The organism is Hyphomonas sp. (genome assembly GCF_046313975.1).
Taxonomy (GTDB): domain Bacteria; phylum Pseudomonadota; class Alphaproteobacteria; order Caulobacterales; family Hyphomonadaceae; genus Hyphomonas.
On sequence record NZ_JBKBXB010000055.1, the window covers coordinates 1 to 17351 of the forward strand.

The 17351-nt window shown below is 64.3% G+C and carries 19 protein-coding genes; 8 read left to right on the top strand and 11 right to left on the bottom strand.

Annotated elements, in window-relative coordinates:
• The 6 genes from ACK4TE_RS14685 to ACK4TE_RS14710 all read right to left on the bottom strand — a co-directional run.
• On the bottom strand, window positions 1-564 hold a 564-nt coding region (locus ACK4TE_RS14685), incomplete at its 3' end, for an SDR family NAD(P)-dependent oxidoreductase (RefSeq protein ID WP_409912282.1).
• The gene (locus ACK4TE_RS14690) at window positions 561-1124 is read right to left on the bottom strand and encodes a carboxymuconolactone decarboxylase family protein (protein ID WP_409912283.1); all 564 of its coding nucleotides are present in this window, start codon (window positions 1122-1124) and stop codon (window positions 561-563) included. The genes ACK4TE_RS14690 and ACK4TE_RS14685, both read right to left, overlap by 4 nt.
• Window positions 1125-1198: 74 nt before the next feature.
• Window positions 1199-2206 (bottom strand): peptidoglycan-binding protein, encoded by a 1008-nt coding sequence (locus ACK4TE_RS14695; RefSeq protein ID WP_409912284.1) that lies wholly within the window; start codon window positions 2204-2206, stop codon window positions 1199-1201.
• A 76-nt stretch (window positions 2207-2282) separates the two neighbouring features.
• Complete coding sequence (locus ACK4TE_RS14700; RefSeq protein WP_409912285.1) at window positions 2283-2726, bottom strand: phage holin family protein; 444 nt, start codon at window positions 2724-2726, stop codon at window positions 2283-2285.
• Between the two features lie 15 nt (window positions 2727-2741).
• A complete protein-coding gene (locus ACK4TE_RS14705; protein ID WP_409912286.1) occupies window positions 2742-3071 on the bottom strand; it encodes a YqjD family protein in 330 nt (109 codons plus the stop codon).
• Between the two features lie 147 nt (window positions 3072-3218).
• Window positions 3219-3431: a hypothetical protein gene (locus ACK4TE_RS14710; protein WP_409912287.1), complete on the bottom strand. Its 213-nt coding sequence runs from the start codon at window positions 3429-3431 to the stop codon at window positions 3219-3221.
• Window positions 3432-3661: 230 nt separating this feature from the next.
• On the opposite strand from ACK4TE_RS14710, the gene ACK4TE_RS14715 reads away from it, so the two are divergent.
• From ACK4TE_RS14715 to ACK4TE_RS14745, 7 genes are all read left to right on the top strand, one after another.
• Window positions 3662-5578 (top strand): methylmalonyl-CoA mutase family protein, encoded by a 1917-nt coding sequence (locus ACK4TE_RS14715; RefSeq protein WP_409912288.1) that lies wholly within the window; start codon window positions 3662-3664, stop codon window positions 5576-5578.
• On the top strand, window positions 5575-7737 hold the full coding sequence (gene scpA, locus ACK4TE_RS14720) for a methylmalonyl-CoA mutase (RefSeq protein ID WP_409912289.1): 2163 nt from the start codon (window positions 5575-5577) through the stop codon (window positions 7735-7737). Before ACK4TE_RS14715 ends, scpA begins: the two co-directional genes overlap by 4 nt.
• A 13-nt stretch (window positions 7738-7750) precedes the next feature.
• On the top strand, window positions 7751-8071 hold the full coding sequence (locus tag ACK4TE_RS14725; protein WP_409912290.1) for a YbjQ family protein: 321 nt from the start codon (window positions 7751-7753) through the stop codon (window positions 8069-8071).
• Window positions 8068-8475, top strand: a complete 408-nt coding sequence (locus tag ACK4TE_RS14730; protein WP_409912291.1) for a metallopeptidase family protein — start codon at window positions 8068-8070, stop codon at window positions 8473-8475. The genes ACK4TE_RS14725 and ACK4TE_RS14730 overlap by 4 nt, the downstream gene beginning before the upstream one ends.
• Before the next feature lie 65 nt (window positions 8476-8540).
• Window positions 8541-8810 carry a hypothetical protein gene (locus ACK4TE_RS14735; RefSeq protein ID WP_409912292.1) on the top strand — a complete coding sequence of 90 codons (270 nt, stop codon included), beginning with the start codon at window positions 8541-8543 and terminating at the stop codon, window positions 8808-8810.
• 11 nt (window positions 8811-8821) lie between these two features.
• Window positions 8822-10252, top strand: a complete 1431-nt coding sequence (locus tag ACK4TE_RS14740) for an amidase (protein ID WP_409912300.1) — start codon at window positions 8822-8824, stop codon at window positions 10250-10252.
• A complete protein-coding gene (locus ACK4TE_RS14745; protein ID WP_409912293.1) occupies window positions 10240-10641 on the top strand; it encodes a GFA family protein in 402 nt (133 codons plus the stop codon). The genes ACK4TE_RS14740 and ACK4TE_RS14745 overlap by 13 nt, the downstream gene beginning before the upstream one ends.
• A 9-nt stretch (window positions 10642-10650) precedes the next feature.
• Here the strand turns inward: ACK4TE_RS14745 and ACK4TE_RS14750 are convergent, their stop codons facing one another.
• The 5 genes from ACK4TE_RS14750 to ACK4TE_RS14770 all read right to left on the bottom strand — a co-directional run bounded on the left by ACK4TE_RS14750 (window position 10651) and on the right by ACK4TE_RS14770 (window position 15552).
• Complete coding sequence (locus ACK4TE_RS14750; protein ID WP_409912294.1) at window positions 10651-11163, bottom strand: periplasmic heavy metal sensor; 513 nt, start codon at window positions 11161-11163, stop codon at window positions 10651-10653.
• Entirely contained in the window at window positions 11160-11594 is a 435-nt protein-coding gene (locus ACK4TE_RS14755) for a hypothetical protein (RefSeq protein WP_409912295.1), read from the bottom strand. The genes ACK4TE_RS14750 and ACK4TE_RS14755 overlap by 4 nt, the downstream gene beginning before the upstream one ends.
• Window positions 11591-12136 carry an RNA polymerase sigma factor gene (locus ACK4TE_RS14760; protein ID WP_409912296.1) on the bottom strand — a complete coding sequence of 182 codons (546 nt, stop codon included), beginning with the start codon at window positions 12134-12136 and terminating at the stop codon, window positions 11591-11593. The genes ACK4TE_RS14755 and ACK4TE_RS14760 overlap by 4 nt, the downstream gene beginning before the upstream one ends.
• A gap of 100 nt (window positions 12137-12236) precedes the next feature.
• A complete protein-coding gene (locus tag ACK4TE_RS14765; RefSeq protein WP_409912297.1) occupies window positions 12237-12812 on the bottom strand; it encodes an EF-hand domain-containing protein in 576 nt (191 codons plus the stop codon).
• Window positions 12813-12858: 46 nt separating this feature from the next.
• Window positions 12859-15552 (bottom strand): bifunctional [glutamine synthetase] adenylyltransferase/[glutamine synthetase]-adenylyl-L-tyrosine phosphorylase, encoded by a 2694-nt coding sequence (locus tag ACK4TE_RS14770; RefSeq protein ID WP_409912298.1) that lies wholly within the window; start codon window positions 15550-15552, stop codon window positions 12859-12861.
• A 137-nt stretch (window positions 15553-15689) separates the two neighbouring features.
• On the opposite strand from ACK4TE_RS14770, the gene ACK4TE_RS14775 reads away from it, so the two are divergent.
• Window positions 15690-17351 (top strand): M48 family metalloprotease (locus ACK4TE_RS14775; protein ID WP_409912299.1); only part of this gene is annotated, 1662 nt, incomplete at its 3' end.

Below are 17351 nucleotides of genomic sequence, written 5' to 3' on the forward strand. Positions count from 1 at the left end.
CGAGGCGCCGGACATGGCGATGCTGGCGGTCATACGGTTGAGGCCGGCCTTGGAGAGTTCGTAGGCGAGCTGGAATCCGCCCGCGATGGAGGCGAGCGAGGAGATGTTGACGATGGCGCCGCTGCGCCGCTCCAGCATACCCGGCAGCACGGCCTTGCTGAGCAGCCAGGCGCCTTTGAGGTTTATACGCAGCGTACGGTCGAACGCCTCTTCGGTGAGCTTGTGCGCGGGGCCATCGCCGCGGTCGCCGATGCCGACATTGTTGACGAGGATATCCGGCGGACCGAAGGCGGCGATGCAGGCGGCTAGGATTGCCGCGCCGGACTCGGGGCTGGTGATATCCGCGGCGCAGGGAACTGCGAGGCCGCCTTCGGCGGTGATCTCGTCGGCGGTGCATTGCGCGCGATCCTGTTCCCGGTCGACGCAGAGAACCCTGGCACCGGCGCGGGCGAACAGGAGGGCGATGGCCTTGCCATTGCCGATGGTGGAGCCGGGCGTCTGCCCTGCCCCGCTGACAATGGCGATCTTTCCGGCGAGGCGGCCGGCGACCGGCGGCGCGCTCATTTCACGAGGTCCGGGTCGAGGGTCAGATCGTCATCTAGCTGCACACCGAAGGAGTTCAGCATCATCGAGACCTGTGTGTACTGCCCGACCGTCATCACGAGATCCATGCGCTGCTTCTCGCTGAGGGAAGAGAGCTCTGCCCAGGTCTTGTCGGTGATGAAAGCGTCGGAGGTGAGTTCATCCGTGGCGCGCAGGAGGGCAGCGTCGATAGCGCTCCAGCCAGGGGCATCCGGGCCTTTCTTGATGCGGGCGATTTCCTCATCCGTCAGACCGCACTGTTTGCCGATGCGCACATGCTGGGCCCATTCATAACCGGATTTCCAGTTGTAACCGGCACGCAGGATGACGAGTTCACGCTCGCGCGGGGCGAGGCTGTTATAGTCCGAGAGGATGTAGCCGCCCCAGCGCATGAAGGCTTTGTATGCCTTCGGCGCATGCGCCAGTGTGCGGAAGATGTTGAAGACAGAGCCGCGCCCGAACTGGGCGGCGAGCGCTTCCTTCTGCTCCGGGCTCAAGGCTTCGTCAGTGAGCGGCGGTATGCGCGGGCTCTTCAGTCTCATCCGTTTCCTCCAGCTTTTTATATTGCCGGAGAGCAAAGCCTGACCCGCGCGGGCGGGCAAGCCCTCGCGGCGCGTCAGCCGAAGACGCGGGGGTCCGACCGGTCAATGCGGGCACGCGCAGGATCGTCGGCGGCCTTATCGACCGCGTCGATGGTGGCGGCGTCGGCGATACCGGTGACGGGAATGCCGTGTTCCTGCTGGAAGGCGAGGATGGCGCGCTTGGTGCCCTGCCCGTAGATGCCGTCGATACCATTGGTGCTGTAACCGAGAGCGTTCAGGTCTTCCTGCAGCGCGCGGACACGGTCGCCGCGGCTACCGACCTGAAGCGGTTTGAGTGAGGGCGCTCCGGGGGGCGGCACGGCATCGGGTGCGACGGTCTGCGGCGCCTGCGTGACGCCGAGGGCGGTGTTGGTCCAGAGGATGCGCAGGTCTTCGTGATTGGCGGCGGCGGGATCGTTGGGATTGCCGCGATTGACACCGCGCGAGACTTTCGCCGCGTCGTTCTGATCGGCGTAGGCGTTGAGGCCGTTGGTTTTCCAGAAGGCCGCGGCGACTTCGATGGACTTGGTCAGGTCTCGCTTGATGATGTCGGGATCATTGGCGAGATCGATCCCTGCGGCTTCGCCGTATTTCGTGTAGTTGTAACGGCCGGTGAGCTGAATGAAACCGCGGCCGCGGAACTTCCAGCCGTCGCCTTCCTGAGTGTTGCCGAGATCAGCGCGGTCGCCATAGACGGTGTTGGCGATCAGTTCCTTCTTGCGGGCGTGCTGCCTGGCCAGGTCGGGATTGCGGCGGTAGTGCCGGAAGGTGGCGATGAGGCCTTCGGCGGAGTAGCTGAAGCCTTCCTCGGTGTATTTCAGCCAGCCGGTTTCCACGAGGCCCTGCCCCAGGAAATGGCCGAGGCGGAGCGGCGTGTTGATCTCGTAGCGCTGCAATGTATCCCACGAATCGATGATCGCCTTGATATAGCGGCCTTGCGTTCCCAGCGAGAGAATATCCCAGCCATTGCGGCCGGGAAGCAGCCTTGAAACCTTGTCGAGATCGATGTCGCCGACGCCCTGAATGGTGATGATCCGGCCCATGTGTCCCTCCGCTGGCATGGCCTGCTTATGGCAGTCACGCGAGGTGAGCATACACCGATTTGCGACAAAAGATTGTTCAGGCCTGATCGTCGTCCGGCTTGCGGTCGCCCAGCAACAGGGTGCCGGCGAGGAGGCCGACGAGGGCGGCGACGGCGAGCGCCTTTCCGGTGCCGGCGCGCCCGCTGGTGCCCAGTGCGGACAGGGCACCGAGCATGGCGTCGCGTTTCAGTGCCGTTTCTTCTAGCTTTTTCTCGTTTTCTGCCGACATCATCCGAAGGGCGCCGAAGCCCAGGATGATGCCCCCAATACCGAGCAGGCCAAGCGCGACAATCGCCAGCGCCGCCCAGAGATCGATATGCTGGGACAGCCAGACCGTCAGTGCGCCAACGCCCATGACGAAGGCCGCGAACAGGAACACACCCGCGACGAAGACGAAGACCGCGGTTTTCGCATGGCGCGAAACATGGTCGCCGACCCTGTCACCGAAGGACGACATCAGGAGGGTGAGGAGTTGCTGCAAGGAACCGGCCCGGACTCAGCGGCGCAGGAGCATGGAGACGAGGAAGCCAACGCCGAAGGCGACGGCGAGCGTCTGGACAGGGTGCTCACGGGCCGTTTCCACGACTTTCTTTTCGGCATCAGTCGCCTGGCGTTTCAGATCCGCGATAGCAGCACGCAGGTCGTCGAGCAGCCATTCGCCGGTATCGGCGACATCGTCAGCGGTTGCCGATGCCTTGGCACCGGTTTTTTCCGCGAGTTCGGCCATCACCTCGTCGATTTCGCCGCGGAGTTCCGCGAGGCGGGCTTCAAGATTCCTGACAGCCGCCTTGGCGGCTTTGGAAGTATTCGATCCTGTCGTTGCCATTATAATACTACCTTTGCTTCAGCATCCTGCAGATAGGAAGTTGCCCCGACACTGCGTATCCGGGCAAATCCGTAACAGAGAAGACTGAAACTATAGTATATACCCGGCACGCAATTAAGGCAGCGCTTAATCGGGCCGCCCGAATTCTTAACCTCGCCTGATACGGTCGCGCATCAGTTCGAGCCAGGCCTGTTGGCGGTGCACCAGGGAGACGAGATCGTCGGGGTCGCCCTGCTCGATCAGGCGGTCGAGCCAGAGACCGAGCACGCCGGCCTGGGTATCGATCCAGTCACAGAGCGGGCCATTTCCGGATACCGGGGAGGAAACAGCGCCGGTGGCGCCGCCCTGTGACTGGGCCATGAGCCGCGCAAGCCTGTCCGTAGGCGTCGCGGGTGAAACCTGCGGGCACGGAAGGGGCCGGAGAGCGGGGCGCATGGCAATCTCCTAATTGCGAATGATTCTCAATTGCAGGAATTGCCATGCCCCGTCAAGACCTGTCTGGCGGGGGTGCGCTAACAGAAGGCAGAAGCGTCGCAGTTCCCTCAAGGAAGCAGTTCACAAGCGCCGCCGGAATGGCCTAAACCCGGCGCATGGCAGACGATATCCTCCCTTTCAGTTCCGCATTCCCAGACGCCACCGAAGCCGACTGGCTGCGCGAGGTCGAAAAGGCGCTCAAGGGCAAAGGCCCGGAGACGCTGACGCGCAAGACGGCCGACGGCCTCAGCATCCGCGCGCTTTACCGCGAGAGTGATTTTGGCGGCGCAGGCGACCCGCTGGGTGTGCCGGGCGCGGCGCCTTACCTGCGCGGGAAAACGGCGGCGCCGGACAAGTGGCTGCCCTGGGACATCCGCCAGCTGTTCACGCATCCCTCGCCTGCACAAACCAATGCTGAAATCCTGCGCGACCTGGAGCGCGGGGTTTCCTCCATCGAGCTGCGCGTTGATGGCACGGGACGCGCCGGTGTGCAGCTGTGCACGGCGGAAGATTTCAAGACTGCGCTGGCGGGCGTGGATGCCTCGATGGCGGCGGTGGCGATTGACTCGGCGGGCGGCGTGGGGGCGCGCGCGGCGGGCCTGCTTGCTCAGTGGGCGGACGGACAGGGCAACCCTGAGAAGCTGAAGCTGGACTTCAATCTCGATCCGGTGGGCGCCCTCGCAAAGACCGGCAAGATTGAAGGCGGGCTGGATGCGGCCTTTGCCAAGGCGGGCGCATTGGCGGCAGTGCTCGCGGAGAAATTTCCGGCGGCAAACCTGTTCCGGGCGAATGGCGCGCTGGTGCATGAGGCAGGCGGATCGGAGGCGCAGGAACTTGGCGCGATGATCGCGGCGGCGATTGATACGCTGCGGCGGCTGGATGGGATTTTGGACACGAAGACGGCGGCGGGGCGGACAGTGTTCGCGGTGGCGCTGGACGCGAATTACGGCGTCGGCATTGCCAAGCTACGCGCGGCGCGGCGGCTGTGGGCGCGGTGCCTTGAGGCGCTGGGGCTTGAGGCGGCGCCGATGAAGCTGCAAGCGATCAGCTCGGCGCGGATGCTGACGAAATATGATCCGTGGACGAACATGCTGCGCAATACGGCAGCGGCGTTTGCGGGCGCGGTGGGCGGGGCGGATATCCTGACGGTACGCGCCTTCAATGAAGCGCTGGGTCAGCCGGAAGAGCTTGGCCGCCGGATTGCGCGCAATACGCAGATCATCGCGATGGAAGAAAGCCAGCTGGGGCGCGTGGCCGACCCTGCGGGCGGCGCATGGTTTACCGAGACACTGGCTGAGGACCTTGCAAAAGCGGCCTGGGCGGAGTTTCAGAAAATCGAGAGCGAAGGCGGCTTTGCGGCCTCGCTGATCTCCGGCGCGTTCCAGTCGCGCGTGGCAGCCGTAAGCGAAGCGCGGGCAAAGGATGTGGCGCGCCGGAAAATTCCAATCACGGGCGTGAGCGAATATCCGCTGCTCGAGGAGATCGGGGCGCCGGTGGCGGACGTGGATGCACCGAAGGCGAAGGCGGTATCTGACGCCGGGCTGAAGCAGTTCGTGACCGCCCCGCCTGCACCGGGCGCGGATGTGGCGGCGGAAGCGCTGGCACCGATCCGGCTGGCGGCACCTTTTGAGGCGCTGCGCGATGCGGCAGCGCGTGCTGCGAAACCGCCTGCCGTGTTCCTAGCGACGCTGGGCAGCCTCGCAGAGTTTACGCCGCGTGCGGACTTTGCGCGCAACTTCTTTGCCGCCGGCGGCGTTGCGGCGAAAGATGCGCCCGTGCCGCCGCGCGACGTGGCGGAGCTGGCGGCGGCGTTCCGCGCCTCGGGCTGCAGGCTCGCCGTGCTGTGCGGAACGGACAAGGCGTATCAGGCGGGCGCGGTGGTGGCGGCGGACGCGCTGACGAAAGCCGGAGCGCAGCGCGTGTGGCTCGCCGGGAAGTTCGAAGGCGACGGCATCAACACGAACATCTTCACCGGCGCGGATGTGCTACACCTTCTCAAACTTGCCCATGCCGAACTGGGAGTGGCCCAATGACCAGGTTCCCTGATTTCACAAAGCTCGACCTCGGCGCGCCATCGGCGAAAGCCGCGAAGCCGAAACTCGGCGAGACATGGATGACGCCGGAGGGCATTGAGGTGAAGTCGGCCTTCACGGCGGCAGACCGGAAGGGGCTCGATTTCCTCGATGACTATCCAGGGCTCGCGCCGTTTGGCCGGGGGCCTTACCCCACGATGTACACGAACCAACCGTGGACGATCCGTCAGTATGCGGGCTTTTCGACGGCAGAGGATTCCAATGCCTTCTACCGCCGCAACCTCGCTGCGGGGCAGAAGGGCCTTTCGGTGGCGTTCGATCTGGCGACGCACCGGGGCTACGATTCCGATCATCCGCGCGTTGTCGGCGATGTCGGCATGGCGGGCGTGGCGATCGACTCGATCCTCGACATGCGCACGCTGTTTTCCGGCATTCCGCTGGACCAGATGAGCGTGTCGATGACGATGAACGGCGCCGTGCTGCCGATCCTCGCGCTCTATATCGTCGCCGCCGAGGAACAGGGCGTGCCGCCGGAGAAACTTTCCGGAACGATTCAGAATGACATTCTGAAAGAGTTCATGGTGCGCAACACCTATATCTATCCGCCGAAACCCAGCATGCGGATCATTTCGGATATCTTCGCGTTCACTTCGCAGAAGATGCCGAAGTTCAACTCGATCTCGATTTCCGGCTATCACATGCAGGAAGCCGGCGCGACGGCGGACCTGGAGCTGGCCTACACGCTGGCGGACGGCATAGAGTACATCCGCGCGGGTATAGCGGCGGGACTGGATGTGGACGCGTTTGCGCCGCGCCTTTCCTTCTTCTGGGCGATTGGCATGAACACGTTCATGGAAGTCGCCAAGATGCGCGCCGCCCGCCTGATCTGGGCGAAGCTGGTGAAGGAGAATTTTGCACCGAAGTCTGACAAGTCGCTCAGCCTGCGCACGCACTCGCAAACCTCCGGCTGGAGCCTGACGGCACAGGATGTGTACAACAACGTCATCCGCACCTGCCTTGAAGCCATCGCGGCGGCGGGCGGGCAGACGCAGAGCCTGCACACCAACAGCTTTGACGAAGCCCTTGCTCTGCCTACGGACTTTTCGGCGCGGATTGCGCGAAACACGCAGATCCTGCTGCAACAGGAGGCGGGCGCCTGCCAGTCCATCGACCTGTTCGGCGGCAGCTACTATGTCGAGCGGCTGACGCATGACCTTGCAGCCAAGGCATTGAAGCATATCGAGGAAGTCGAGGCGATGGGCGGGATGGCGAAAGCCATCGAACAGGGCCTGCCGAAACTGCGCATCGAGGAAGCCGCTGCGAACACGCAGGCGCGTATCGACAGCGGCACGCAGACCGTGGTGGGCGTCAACAAGTTCCTGCTGGATGAGGACGAAGATGTTCCGGTCCTGAAGGTCGACAATGCCGCCGTGCGCCGGATGCAGCTGGAGAAGCTGGCGCGACTGAAATCGGAGCGCAACGAGGCTGAGGTGACGGCGAAGCTGGACGCGATTGCGAAGGCGGCGGCGGGCACGGAAGGCAACCTCTTGGCGCTGGCGGTGGACGCAGCGCGCGCGAAGGCGACGGTGGGCGAAATTTCGGAAGCGGTGGAGCGCAGCCAGGGGCGGCACCAGGCAGTGATCCGCTCGATCAAGGGCGTCTATGGCGGCGGCGTGAAGGGCACGGACAAGGCGAAGCTCGCCGAGGATCTTGCCGCCGCGTTCGTGAGCAAGAACGGCCGCAAGCCTAAAATCTACATCGCCAAGATGGGACAGGACGGACATGACCGCGGGCAGAAAGTTGTCGCCTCTGCGCTGATGGACCTTGGCTGGGAAGTCGTGATCGGCCCACTGTTCCAGACGCCGGAGGAAGCCGCGCGTGATGCGCGCAAGGCAGGCGTGGATATCGTTGCGGCCTCATCGCTGGCGGCGGGGCATCTGACGCTGGTGCCGGAGTTGAAGCGGGCACTGGGCAATGAAGGCGCGGCGAATGCGCGGATCATCGTGGGCGGCGTGATCCCGCCGCAGGATTTCGATGCGCTGCGCACAGCCGGCGCGGCGGCGATTTTCCCTCCGGGTACGGTCATTGCCGACAGCGCAATCCGGATGCTGGAACTGCTGGCAGGCAAGGATGACCCGGCGCTGACGGCGGCGGAATGAACAGGAGCACAGCATGATCCTCACCACCACATCGAACATCGAAGGCCGCAAGATATTGAGCTACAAGGGCGTGGTCTGCGGCGAGGTTGTGTTCGGGGCGCACCTCGGCAAGGACATTCTCGCGAGCATCACGAACCTCGTCGGAGGGCGTTCGGAATCCTACGAAAGCACACTGCGCGAGACGCGCGATGAAGCGATCCGCGAAATGATCGAAGAGGCAGAAAAGCTGCGCGCCAATGCCATTCTCAGTGTCAAGTTCGACTATGGCGTGGTGGGCCAGCAGGGATCGATGATGATGGTTGCGGTATCTGGCACAGCTGTCGTGGTCGAATGAGCCTGTTCAATGCCCCCGCCCCCAGCGCGGACGAGATGCTGGCCTGCGCCGAGAAGTGTTTCGCGGAGCTGCCCGAGTTCATGAGGCTGGCCGCCGGCGATGTGCGCATCGTGGTGATGGACTATGCCGAGGACGAGACGCTCGACGAGATGGGCATCGAGGATGCGCTGGAGCTGACCGGGCTTTATTCCGGCGTGCCGCTGACGCTGGAGAGCGTGACGCAGCCGGCGCTGGAGCGCCCGCTGATCTATCTCTACCGCATGCCGATCCTGTTCGAATGGGCGGGGCGCGGCGACGCCTCCATCGAGGAGCTGGTGACGCATGTGTTCATCCATGAACTTGGCCATCACTTCGGCTGGTCGGATGAAGAAATAGATCTGGCGCTCGGCGAAGACGGGCACTGAAGCCGGTTTGCAGCCGTTTCGATCTGTGACAGGCTCCGGCTGCTTTCGCTCAAGGAGACTGCCGCATGAGACTGCCGATCCTGCTTTTCGCTTTTCTGCTGGCCGCGTGCTCACCGGCTGCGCCGCCACAGGAAGAGCGCGCCGCGCCGGAGCGGGCGCCACTGGAAGACCTGGCGGATGAAGAGATCGGAGAGGCCGCACCGATTGAAGCGGTTCCCGCCGGCGCGCAGCCCGCAGCGCCGCCGCCTGAGCAGCCGCTTTACTCCTTCGACAATCCGCCGCCGGATGCGCAGCGGATTGATGTGCCGGAGGAAGCGCCGGAACTGGAGGAATAAAAGTGTCAGACATGGATGGCCTCGATCTCGCCGAACTGGTGCGGCTGCGGCAGGTTTCGCCGGAGGAGTTGTTACAGGCGGCGGTGGCGCGGGCCGAGGCGGCGCAGAAGCAGATCAACTGTTTCGCGGCGATCTGGCCGGAGATTGCCGGCGCGCAACTGGCGGCGGGCGGCCTCGAAGGGCCATATGCAGGCGTGCCGTTTGTGGTGAAGGATCTGGGCGTCGAAGTGAAAGGCGCGCCGATGACAGGCGGCAGCCGGGCGTATCGCGGCAATGTGGCGAGCCGGGATTCGACGCTGGTGGAACGGTTCCGAAAGGCAGGCCTTGTATTCTTTGCCTCGACGACGACGCCGGAATTCGGGCTGACGCTAACAACGGAATCGACCTTGTACGGACAAACGCGCAATCCGTGGGATGTAACACGCACGACCGGTGGCTCGTCCGGCGGGGCAGCGGCGGCGGTTGCGGCGGGCGTGCTGCCGGTGGCGCACGCAAGTGATGGCGGCGGATCGATCCGCATTCCGGCGGCGTGCTGCGGCGTGTTCGGGCTGAAGCCTTCGCGCGGGCGCATGCCGATGGGCCCCGCGAAGACGGAAGGCTGGAACGGCCTTTCGACGGTAGGCGTCGTCAGCCGGACAGTGCGCGATACGGCGGCGATGCTGGACCTGACGCAAGGGCCGGAGACGGGCAGCCGGTATGCGGCCCCTGCGCCGGTGCGGCCTTTCCTCTCCGAGCTTGAGCGTGATCCGAAGCCGCTGCGTGTGGCACTGTGGCGGACTGCGCCGAACGGTACCAAGCCGGATGCGGACGCCGAAGCGGGGCTGATGGCGACGGCGAAACTTCTCGAGGCGCTTGGTCATACAGTGGTCGAGGCCGGGCCAATGCTTGACGGTGAGGCGCTGGGCAAGGCGGCGCTTTTCACGATATCCGCGAACATCGCCGCCACTGTGGACGAGCGCAGCGCGGCTCGCGGTGCTCCGGTGACGGACGATGAGCTGGAGCCGGTAACGGCGTCGATGGTGCGGCTGGGGCGCACTGTGCCGATGGTGGAGCTGGCGAAGGCCAACAATACGTTCATCACGGCGGCGATCCAGTATGAGCATTTCCTGGATGCAGGCGGGTTTCACATGACGCTGTCGCCGACGATCCACCGCGCGCCGGACCCCTTGGGTACGATGGCATTGACGAGTGATCCGCAGACAATGGGCGCCGCGATCGCGGGCTTTGCACCGCACTGCGCGGTGTTCAACCAGATGGGCTTTCCGGCGATGAGCGTGCCGCTGCACTGGACGGCGCCAAAACCGGGCGCACCGGCGGGCTTGCCGATTGGCATGATGTTCGGCGCACGCTTTGGACAGGAAGGCTTGCTGCTGGCGCTCGCCGGGCAGCTGGAGCGCGCTGCGCTCTGGGCGCAGCGGAGGCCGCCGGTATGGGTGGGGTGATGTGGCGCTGGCGTGCAGGCGGGTGCCATTGCGGCGCGGTGCGGTTTGAAGCGGAGCTGCCGGATGCGTTCGAGGTGGAGGATTGCAACTGCACGATCTGTGCAAAGAGCGGCAATATCCATGTGATTGTGCCTTCGAGTCGGTTCAGGCTTGTTCAGGGTGCGGACAACCTTGAGGAATACACCTTCAATACCGGCGCTGCGAAGCACCGGTTCTGCAGGATTTGCGGCATCAAGAGTTTCTATGTGCCGCGCTCAAACCCGGATGGGTTCGCCGTCACCTGGCGCTGCCTTGATGACTGGATGGACCTGCAGGTGACGGTCGTGCCTTTCGACGGGCAGAACTGGGAAGCGAACGCGGCGCGCCTCGCGCACAAATCGAAAGACTGAGGCGGCAGCTTATTCCTCGGTCTGCGGGGGTGGGCCATCGCCGCGATTTTCCCGGAATTTCTTGATCTTGTCGTGGCGCTTGCCGCGCTTCTCGATATTGCCGGCGATAATCATGGCGATGACTTCGCGCTGCTCGGGCGAAAGCGTGTCGAGGCGGTCGAACATGTGGTTGCCGACGATCTCTCGCGCGGTGCGATCAGTCTCCCGAAGATGGTCGAGTGCGGCGCGGGCAGCCTCGGCATTGTAAGGCTCGGTCTTCAGTGTTTCGGCAAGCGAGCGCTCAGCCTCGCGGCGGATCTCCATCGCGGGGCGCGCGGCCTCGAAGCTTTCGCGCATCAGATGGCGGACGGCCTGGCGCTCCTCATCGCTCAGTGCAATGTGCGGGCGGTCGCTCTTGCCATCATGGCGGGGCGGTTTCGGCGCATTAAGAAAGATGCCCGCAAGAAGGCCGAGCAAGACAAGATTGCCGAGCACAGAGAGTGTCAGCCAGAACGGGAAACGCCGAACCTGTGCTTCGCTCATTCGCCAAGTTCCTCCGTGTACGCCGCCGGATCAAATCCGAGCGCGTGTTCGAGAACGGTTGCCATTTCGTCCGTATCGCTGGTGGCGCTGGCCGCCGGGGCGACCATGATGCCCATGAAGAGACCGGCAGCAAGCGCGGCGAAGCCGCTGGCAGGTGCCCAGGGCGTAAACTTCGGCAGGCGCAGGCCGCGTGGGGCGCCGCGCGGTTGCGGCGCCGAGGCGATCAGCGCGTCTTCCAGCGCCTTCGAGGGCAGGATTTCGGGCAGGCGTTCCAGCGCGGCATCGAGGGCGCGCGCAGCCTCCAGAGCCGCAGCGAAGCGCAGCGGGTGAGCGGCGAGCAGCGCCTTGGCGGCGGCACGCTCCGCTTCGGGGAAGCCGTTGGGGTCTGCGCCCCAGGCTTCGATGAGTTCCAAGAGCCGGTCTTCGGTCATCGGCTGGTACTCCCTTCCAGCAGCTCAGCGCGCAGGGTCCGGCGCGCGCGGGCGAGGAGGCTTTCGAGGGCTTCCACGCTGATATCGAGAATCTCCGCAGCTTCCGCCTGCGAGTGTCCCTGCAGGGCGCACAGCGTCAAGGCGGCACTCTGGCGCTCCGGCAAGCGGCTGATCGCCTGCTCGATGGCGCCGACGCGCTGCGTCTGGTCATAAGCCTCCGCCGGGCCGAGGCTGCGGTCCGCCTGATCCGGCAGTTCGCCGGGCAGCGACTCGCGCTTCTTGCGCAGGCGATCATAGCAAAGGTTCAGCGCGACCCGGTGCAGCCAGGTCGAGAATTTGGCGCGCGGCTCCCAACCCGGCAGGGCCTTCCAGGCGCGGATGAAGGTTTCCTGGGTCACGTCTTCGGCCTCCGTCCGGTCGCCGAGCATTCGGGTGGCGAGACTGAGCACGCCGGGACTGTAGCGGCCAACAAGCGCGCGGACCGCAGCCGGATCGCCGGCTGCGGCACGCGTGATCTGGTCGAGGTCAGACGTGAATGCCACGCGCACGAGACTACCCGATTCCGGGCCTGAGACCCGAGAGACAATCGCAGGGGGGGCGCAATCGTCTCTGCCTGGCTCAGGCCCGGTTCAGGGGTCCTTGTTATTGTTCGGCCGGCTTGTCCCGCCATTTGCCCTTGTGTTCCTTCTTCTTGGCCTTGGCGGCGGCGCGCTCCTCAGCGGTCACGCGGCCATCGCCATCGGTATCGACCTTGGCCATGCGGGCGACATGCGATGCGGCGAACTCAGCGGCGCTCAGGCGACCGTCACCATCTGTATCAATGGCAGCGAATTTCTCGGCCTTCTTGGCTTCGTACTTGGCGGCCCGCTCAGCCTTCTTGGCTTTCCATTCGGCGACCTTGGCGGGGTCAGCATCCGCGATGGCGGCCTTGCCTTCTTTGCCGGCTTTTTTCTCGGCCCATTTCGCCTTGTGCTCGGCCTTCATGGCCTCGGCATGGGCTTTCAGTTCGTCCTGGGTAACGAAGCCGTCGCTGTTTGCGTCCATCTTGGCGAAAGAGGCCAGAGAAGCAGCTTCGACTTCGGCAGTGGTGATAACTCCGTCACCATCGGTATCGATCTTTGCGAAATGGTCGCCTTTACCCTTCCCCGGATGCGCAAAGGCAGGCGCCGCGAAGACCAGCGCCAGCGCGGTTGCGACAGCAAGCGTCTGTTTTCTCATCAGTAACTCCTGTGGTTGATCCCAGCGCCTATGGAACGCGGGGGTCTCAGGATTCCGTCGCGGGCAACTGCAGTTTTTCCCCAGCCAGCGTATGTACGCGGGATTTAACGTCGGCGAGGCGCTCTTCCAGCATCGAAAAGTCTTCTTCCCCTACGGCCCGGCACATGCGGGCCTTCAGACCTTCAGGCATGACCGCGTCGCCCGGCTCATTGCCAATGGCGAGGCGTTGCAGCTGCTGGAGCGCCGACAGGAGATTCAGCCCCGCGCGCAGGAAGCACCAATCCTCATTGTCCGGATCATCAGCGTCTGCGAGGCCCGACAGGGCGAGGGCCGTGTTGGCGCGGATCAGGTCCGGCCGGGCGCGAAGGAGCATTTCCTGCTGCGCCATGAACTCGATATCGATCAGCGCGCCCTTGGCGGTTTTCAGGTCCCAGAGACCGCTGCCAGGTTTTTCCCGATAGAGCGTCTGACGCATTTCGGTAATGTCACCAGGAATCTGCTTGCGACGCGGGCTACGCGCGCGGGCGCAGATGGCATCTGCGGCGATGCGCAACACTTCCCTCCCCAGCGCTTCATCGCCTGCAACAAAACGCAGGCGGGTCAGCGCCATGTGTTCCCAGGTCCAGGCTTCCTCATTCTGGTAGTGTTTGAAGGCAGGGAGGCTTACGGCCACCGGGCCGGCACGCCCTGAAGGGCGCAGGCGCATGTCGGCTTCGTAGAGTTCGCCTTCTGCCGTTGGCGCCGTGAGGCCGGTGATGAGGCGCTGGGTGAAGCGCGTAAACCAGGTCTGTGCTCCGTCTGCGGAGGAATCGTAGATCACGATGAGATCGAGATCCGAGCCCGCCGTCATCTCCTCGCCGCCCAGCTTGCCCATGCCGAACACCCCCCAGCGGCCCGGCACATCGCCATAGCGGCGCGTGGTTTCGCGTACGGCAACCGCCGACATGAACGCGATGGTCTCGTCCGCGAGTTTCGTCCATACGGCAGCCGCCTCATCCGAGCGGATGAGGCCGTGCAGCAGCCGGTGGCCGGTGAGGAAGCTCTGCTCGCGGTGATAGCGCCGCCAGTCGTCAAGCGCGGCGTCGAAGGAAACTGTTTCCTCCGGGAGCGGAGCTTTCGGGATGGCATTGGAAATAAGGGCTTCGAGCAGGTCCGGCCGGCGGGCGAGGATGCGCGCGAGACGCGGCGCAAGGGCAAGCGTGGCGACGAGATCGGAGAGCAGGTCTTCGCGTGCGAGCAGCATCGAGAGTGTCTGCACGCCGGAAGAAAGTCCCTCGAAGAAGCGCGAGAACCAGAGGAAGGCCTGATCCGCCTCTCCCGTCGCGCCCATGGCTTTCAACATGCCGGGCAAAACGGCTGTGAGCAATTCGCGCCCGCGCGGCGTGCGGGTGGCTGGCACGCGGCCTCGGTGCCAGTTGCGGATTGTGTCTATAGCGGAGGACGGATCGGAGAAACCCAGTTCGGACAAGGTTTTGACCGTACCCGGATCATCATCGACGCCAGTAAAGACGAGGTTTCCGAGGCCGTGATCTTCGGCGCTTTTGCCCTCCTGCGCGAACAGGGCGTCATAGGCTGCCTGCACTTCGCGGCGCGTTTCCAGCAGATCGCGATCGAAGTCCGCAAGGTTTGTGTAGCCGCAGAGGAAAGCGAGGCTATCGCGCTCCGCTGCATCGGCGGGAACTGTATGCGTCTGTTCATCCTGCAGCATCTGGATGCGGTGCTCGACATTACGCAGCGCCTTGTAGGCAGCCTCCAGCGTGGAGGCTGTACGATCCGAAACGACTCCGATTGCCCGCAAGGCCTCCATCGCGCCGAGGGTTGTGTTGTTGCGCAGCGAGGGTTCTCTTCCGCCCAGGATCAGCTGCTGGGTTTGCACGAAGAATTCGATCTCGCGGATACCGCCCGGCGAGAGTTTCACATCCGGTGAGACCGCATTGAACTCATCCGCGCCGACCTTGGTATTGATCATCCGCTTGATCGCCTGGATGTCGCCGATGGCCCAGTAGTCCAGATTGCGCCGCCAGACATACGGTTCCATCCGCGACAGGAATTTCTCCGCCGCCGACCGGTCACCCGCTGCCGGACGGCCCTTGATCCAGACCATCCTCTCCCAGTTCTGGCCGACGCTCTCATAGTAGAGTTCCGCCATTTCGGTGGAGACGGCGATGGGTGTGGAGCTTGGGTCCGGACGCAGGCGCAGGTCGGTGCGGAAGACATAGCCGCCTGCCGTGATCTCATCCATGATCTTCACGACATCGCGCATCACACGCTGCGCCATCTCGCCGGGATCGCGGTCTGTGCCATCGAAGCGGTCGCGGTCGTAGAAGGCGGCAATGTCGATGTCGCTGGAATAGTTGAGCTCGAAAGCGCCCATCTTGCCGAGCGCGATGGCGAAGAGGCCGTCAGGCTTGAGGCTGCGCGCCGCGAGCGCGACCCGGAAGGCTGCCTCAAGGCTCGCAATGGCGAACTCCGTCAGCTGACGGGTGATGGCCATTACGTCCTGGCGTCCGGAGAGGTCCTCGCCCGCCAGCGACAGGTGCGCGACGAGCTTGGCCGCCCGCAGCGCGCTCATGGCATCGGCCAACGGCGTGTCGCCGGGAAGGCCTCCAGCAGCAGCGAGCGCGCCGGCGAAATCCGTGCCTATGCCCCGGTCCATCAGGCGGCGCAGGTAGGGCGCGTGGGGCGCCGCAGCCGCAAGGGCGGCCGCCGGATCCGCGGCGATGGGGCGAACAGTCAGCATCCCTCCTGCCTTAGCCGAGGCCCGGCGATCCGACAAATCCCTTGCCGGAAAAGGCGGTTGCGCGAGGGCGTTGACAGCGCCGCATTTCAGCGGTTCGCTCATTCCGTGTTGCGGGGGCGTTAAGAGGGGGACTGTCCATGCTGCGGATTCTTCGGCTGATCGGAGTTCTGACCGTTATCCCGCTGATCGGTATCGGTATCGGCATTGCCAGGTTCTGGGGCGGCGCACCGCTCGAGATTGAAGGGTTGCTCCCGGCAGCCAACTTGCTGGCAGGCTGTGCCGCTTCGCTCCCGGGTGACCCGTCCGGGGCGGCCTGCGGCCACACGGCGCCCTTCGGCTGGCTGGCCCTGCTGTCGGTTGCGGTCCTGATCCTGTCCTTTGGCATCGTGCCCCTGTCACGCCTCGTTGCGACGATTCTCGGCTCGCACAGGTCCATCTTGTCGCTCGGCTTCTGGCCTTACGCGGTGGTGATCACCCTGGTGGTCGGGATCGTGTCGCTGGTGCACGTCGTCATCTTTGGCGGCGGGATGTACCTCGTGCTGCAACATTGGTGGGGTATCGAAAGCAACATCCTCCTGGGCGTGATCGCCATCACCCTGATCGGCGCGGCTTACGCCATCCTGCGCGGGCTGGCCGTGTTCTTCACCCGGCCGAAGAGCTTCGTCGCCGCGCGCCCGGTCAGCTTCTATGAGTATCCGCGCCTCGGCCTCGTCGTGAAGGGCATCGCCAAGACACTGAACGCCAAGATGCCGGACAATGTGGTGATCGGCCTTGATCCGACCTTCTTCGCGACGTCTGCGCCGGTCTATACGCCGTATGGCAAGGGACCGCTTAAAGGTCAGACGCTCTACCTGTCCCTTCCCCTGATGAGCCATTTCACCGAAGGCGAGCTGAAAGCCGTGATCGGCCACGAACTTGGCCACTTCTCCGGCGGCGACACGAACTACTCGATGCGTTTTGCGCCGGTGTACATGGGCCTCGGCAAGGCAAGCGAAGTGTTCGAGTCAAAGGACCGTCCGCTGACACGCATCCTCTCGATGCCGGCGAAGCTGCTGATCGACGACCTGATCTATGCCTTCTCGGTGGTCGAGCGGCGCATCGGGCGGGCGCGTGAGCACCGGGCAGACCAGCACGGCGCAAAAGTCTCCTCACCGGAGGACATCGCCTACTCGCTGCTGAAATCCTCGCTGCTCAGCTCGATCTGGAACGGGCAGATGCAAACGCTGATCCAGCGCGGCATGCAGGGGCGCTTCTCGCGCAATGTCGTGCGAAACTTCTCGGAAAGCGTGCGGCTGGATGTGGACCGCGCACGGATTGCGCCGCTGCTGCAATTCGCACTAGGCGACAGCGTACCCCACCCGATCGACACCCATCCGCCTACGGAAGACCGGATCGAGGCATTCGGCCTGAACCTCGGCGAGATCTGTTCCGAGGACGTGCTGCTGCACCGTTTCTTCGACGCCCCGAAGGTGACTGACGGGCTCGACAACATGGTGGCGCTGGAAGAAGACCTGACGGCGCTGCAATACCATCTCTATGCGGAGCTCTGGCCTAAGGATGATGGCGCCGAGCGGTCTCTGGACGAGCTGTTCCTCGCCCTGCTGATCGACTTCCTCGCCCTGATGGTGACGGTGGATGGCAGCGTCGATGACCGGGAAATCCTCGAAGCCGAGGCGCGGGCCTCCGAACTGTTCGGCAATTTCGACCGCGAGGCGTTCCGGGAACGCTGCCGCAGCCCGGACCAGATTCCCTCGCTCGACAAGATGGTCTCCTTCGCCAACAAGCTGCTGACCGAAACC

Excerpts from the sequence above, each read along its gene's own strand:
- ACK4TE_RS14740 (WP_409912300.1), top strand. The coding sequence starts at position 8,822 with ATGGATGGCCTCGATCTCGCCGAACTGGTGCGGCTGCGGCAGGTTTCG.
- ACK4TE_RS14715 (WP_409912288.1), top strand. The coding sequence starts at position 3,662 with ATGGCAGACGATATCCTCCCTTTCAGTTCCGCATTCCCAGACGCCACC.
- ACK4TE_RS14730 (WP_409912291.1), top strand. The coding sequence starts at position 8,068 with ATGAGCCTGTTCAATGCCCCCGCCCCCAGCGCGGACGAGATGCTGGCC.
- ACK4TE_RS14765 (WP_409912297.1), bottom strand. The coding sequence starts at position 12,812 with ATGAGAAAACAGACGCTTGCTGTCGCAACCGCGCTGGCGCTGGTCTTC.
- ACK4TE_RS14745 (WP_409912293.1), top strand. The coding sequence starts at position 10,240 with ATGGGTGGGGTGATGTGGCGCTGGCGTGCAGGCGGGTGCCATTGCGGC.
- scpA (WP_409912289.1), top strand. The coding sequence starts at position 5,575 with ATGACCAGGTTCCCTGATTTCACAAAGCTCGACCTCGGCGCGCCATCG.
- ACK4TE_RS14735 (WP_409912292.1), top strand. The coding sequence starts at position 8,541 with ATGAGACTGCCGATCCTGCTTTTCGCTTTTCTGCTGGCCGCGTGCTCA.
- ACK4TE_RS14750 (WP_409912294.1), bottom strand. The coding sequence starts at position 11,163 with ATGAGCGAAGCACAGGTTCGGCGTTTCCCGTTCTGGCTGACACTCTCT.
- ACK4TE_RS14725 (WP_409912290.1), top strand. The coding sequence starts at position 7,751 with ATGATCCTCACCACCACATCGAACATCGAAGGCCGCAAGATATTGAGC.
- ACK4TE_RS14755 (WP_409912295.1), bottom strand. The coding sequence starts at position 11,594 with ATGACCGAAGACCGGCTCTTGGAACTCATCGAAGCCTGGGGCGCAGAC.
- ACK4TE_RS14690 (WP_409912283.1), bottom strand. The coding sequence starts at position 1,124 with ATGAGACTGAAGAGCCCGCGCATACCGCCGCTCACTGACGAAGCCTTG.
- ACK4TE_RS14770 (WP_409912298.1), bottom strand. The coding sequence starts at position 15,552 with ATGCTGACTGTTCGCCCCATCGCCGCGGATCCGGCGGCCGCCCTTGCG.
- ACK4TE_RS14695 (WP_409912284.1), bottom strand. The coding sequence starts at position 2,206 with ATGGGCCGGATCATCACCATTCAGGGCGTCGGCGACATCGATCTCGAC.
- ACK4TE_RS14705 (WP_409912286.1), bottom strand. The coding sequence starts at position 3,071 with ATGGCAACGACAGGATCGAATACTTCCAAAGCCGCCAAGGCGGCTGTC.
- ACK4TE_RS14710 (WP_409912287.1), bottom strand. The coding sequence starts at position 3,431 with ATGGCCCAGTCACAGGGCGGCGCCACCGGCGCTGTTTCCTCCCCGGTA.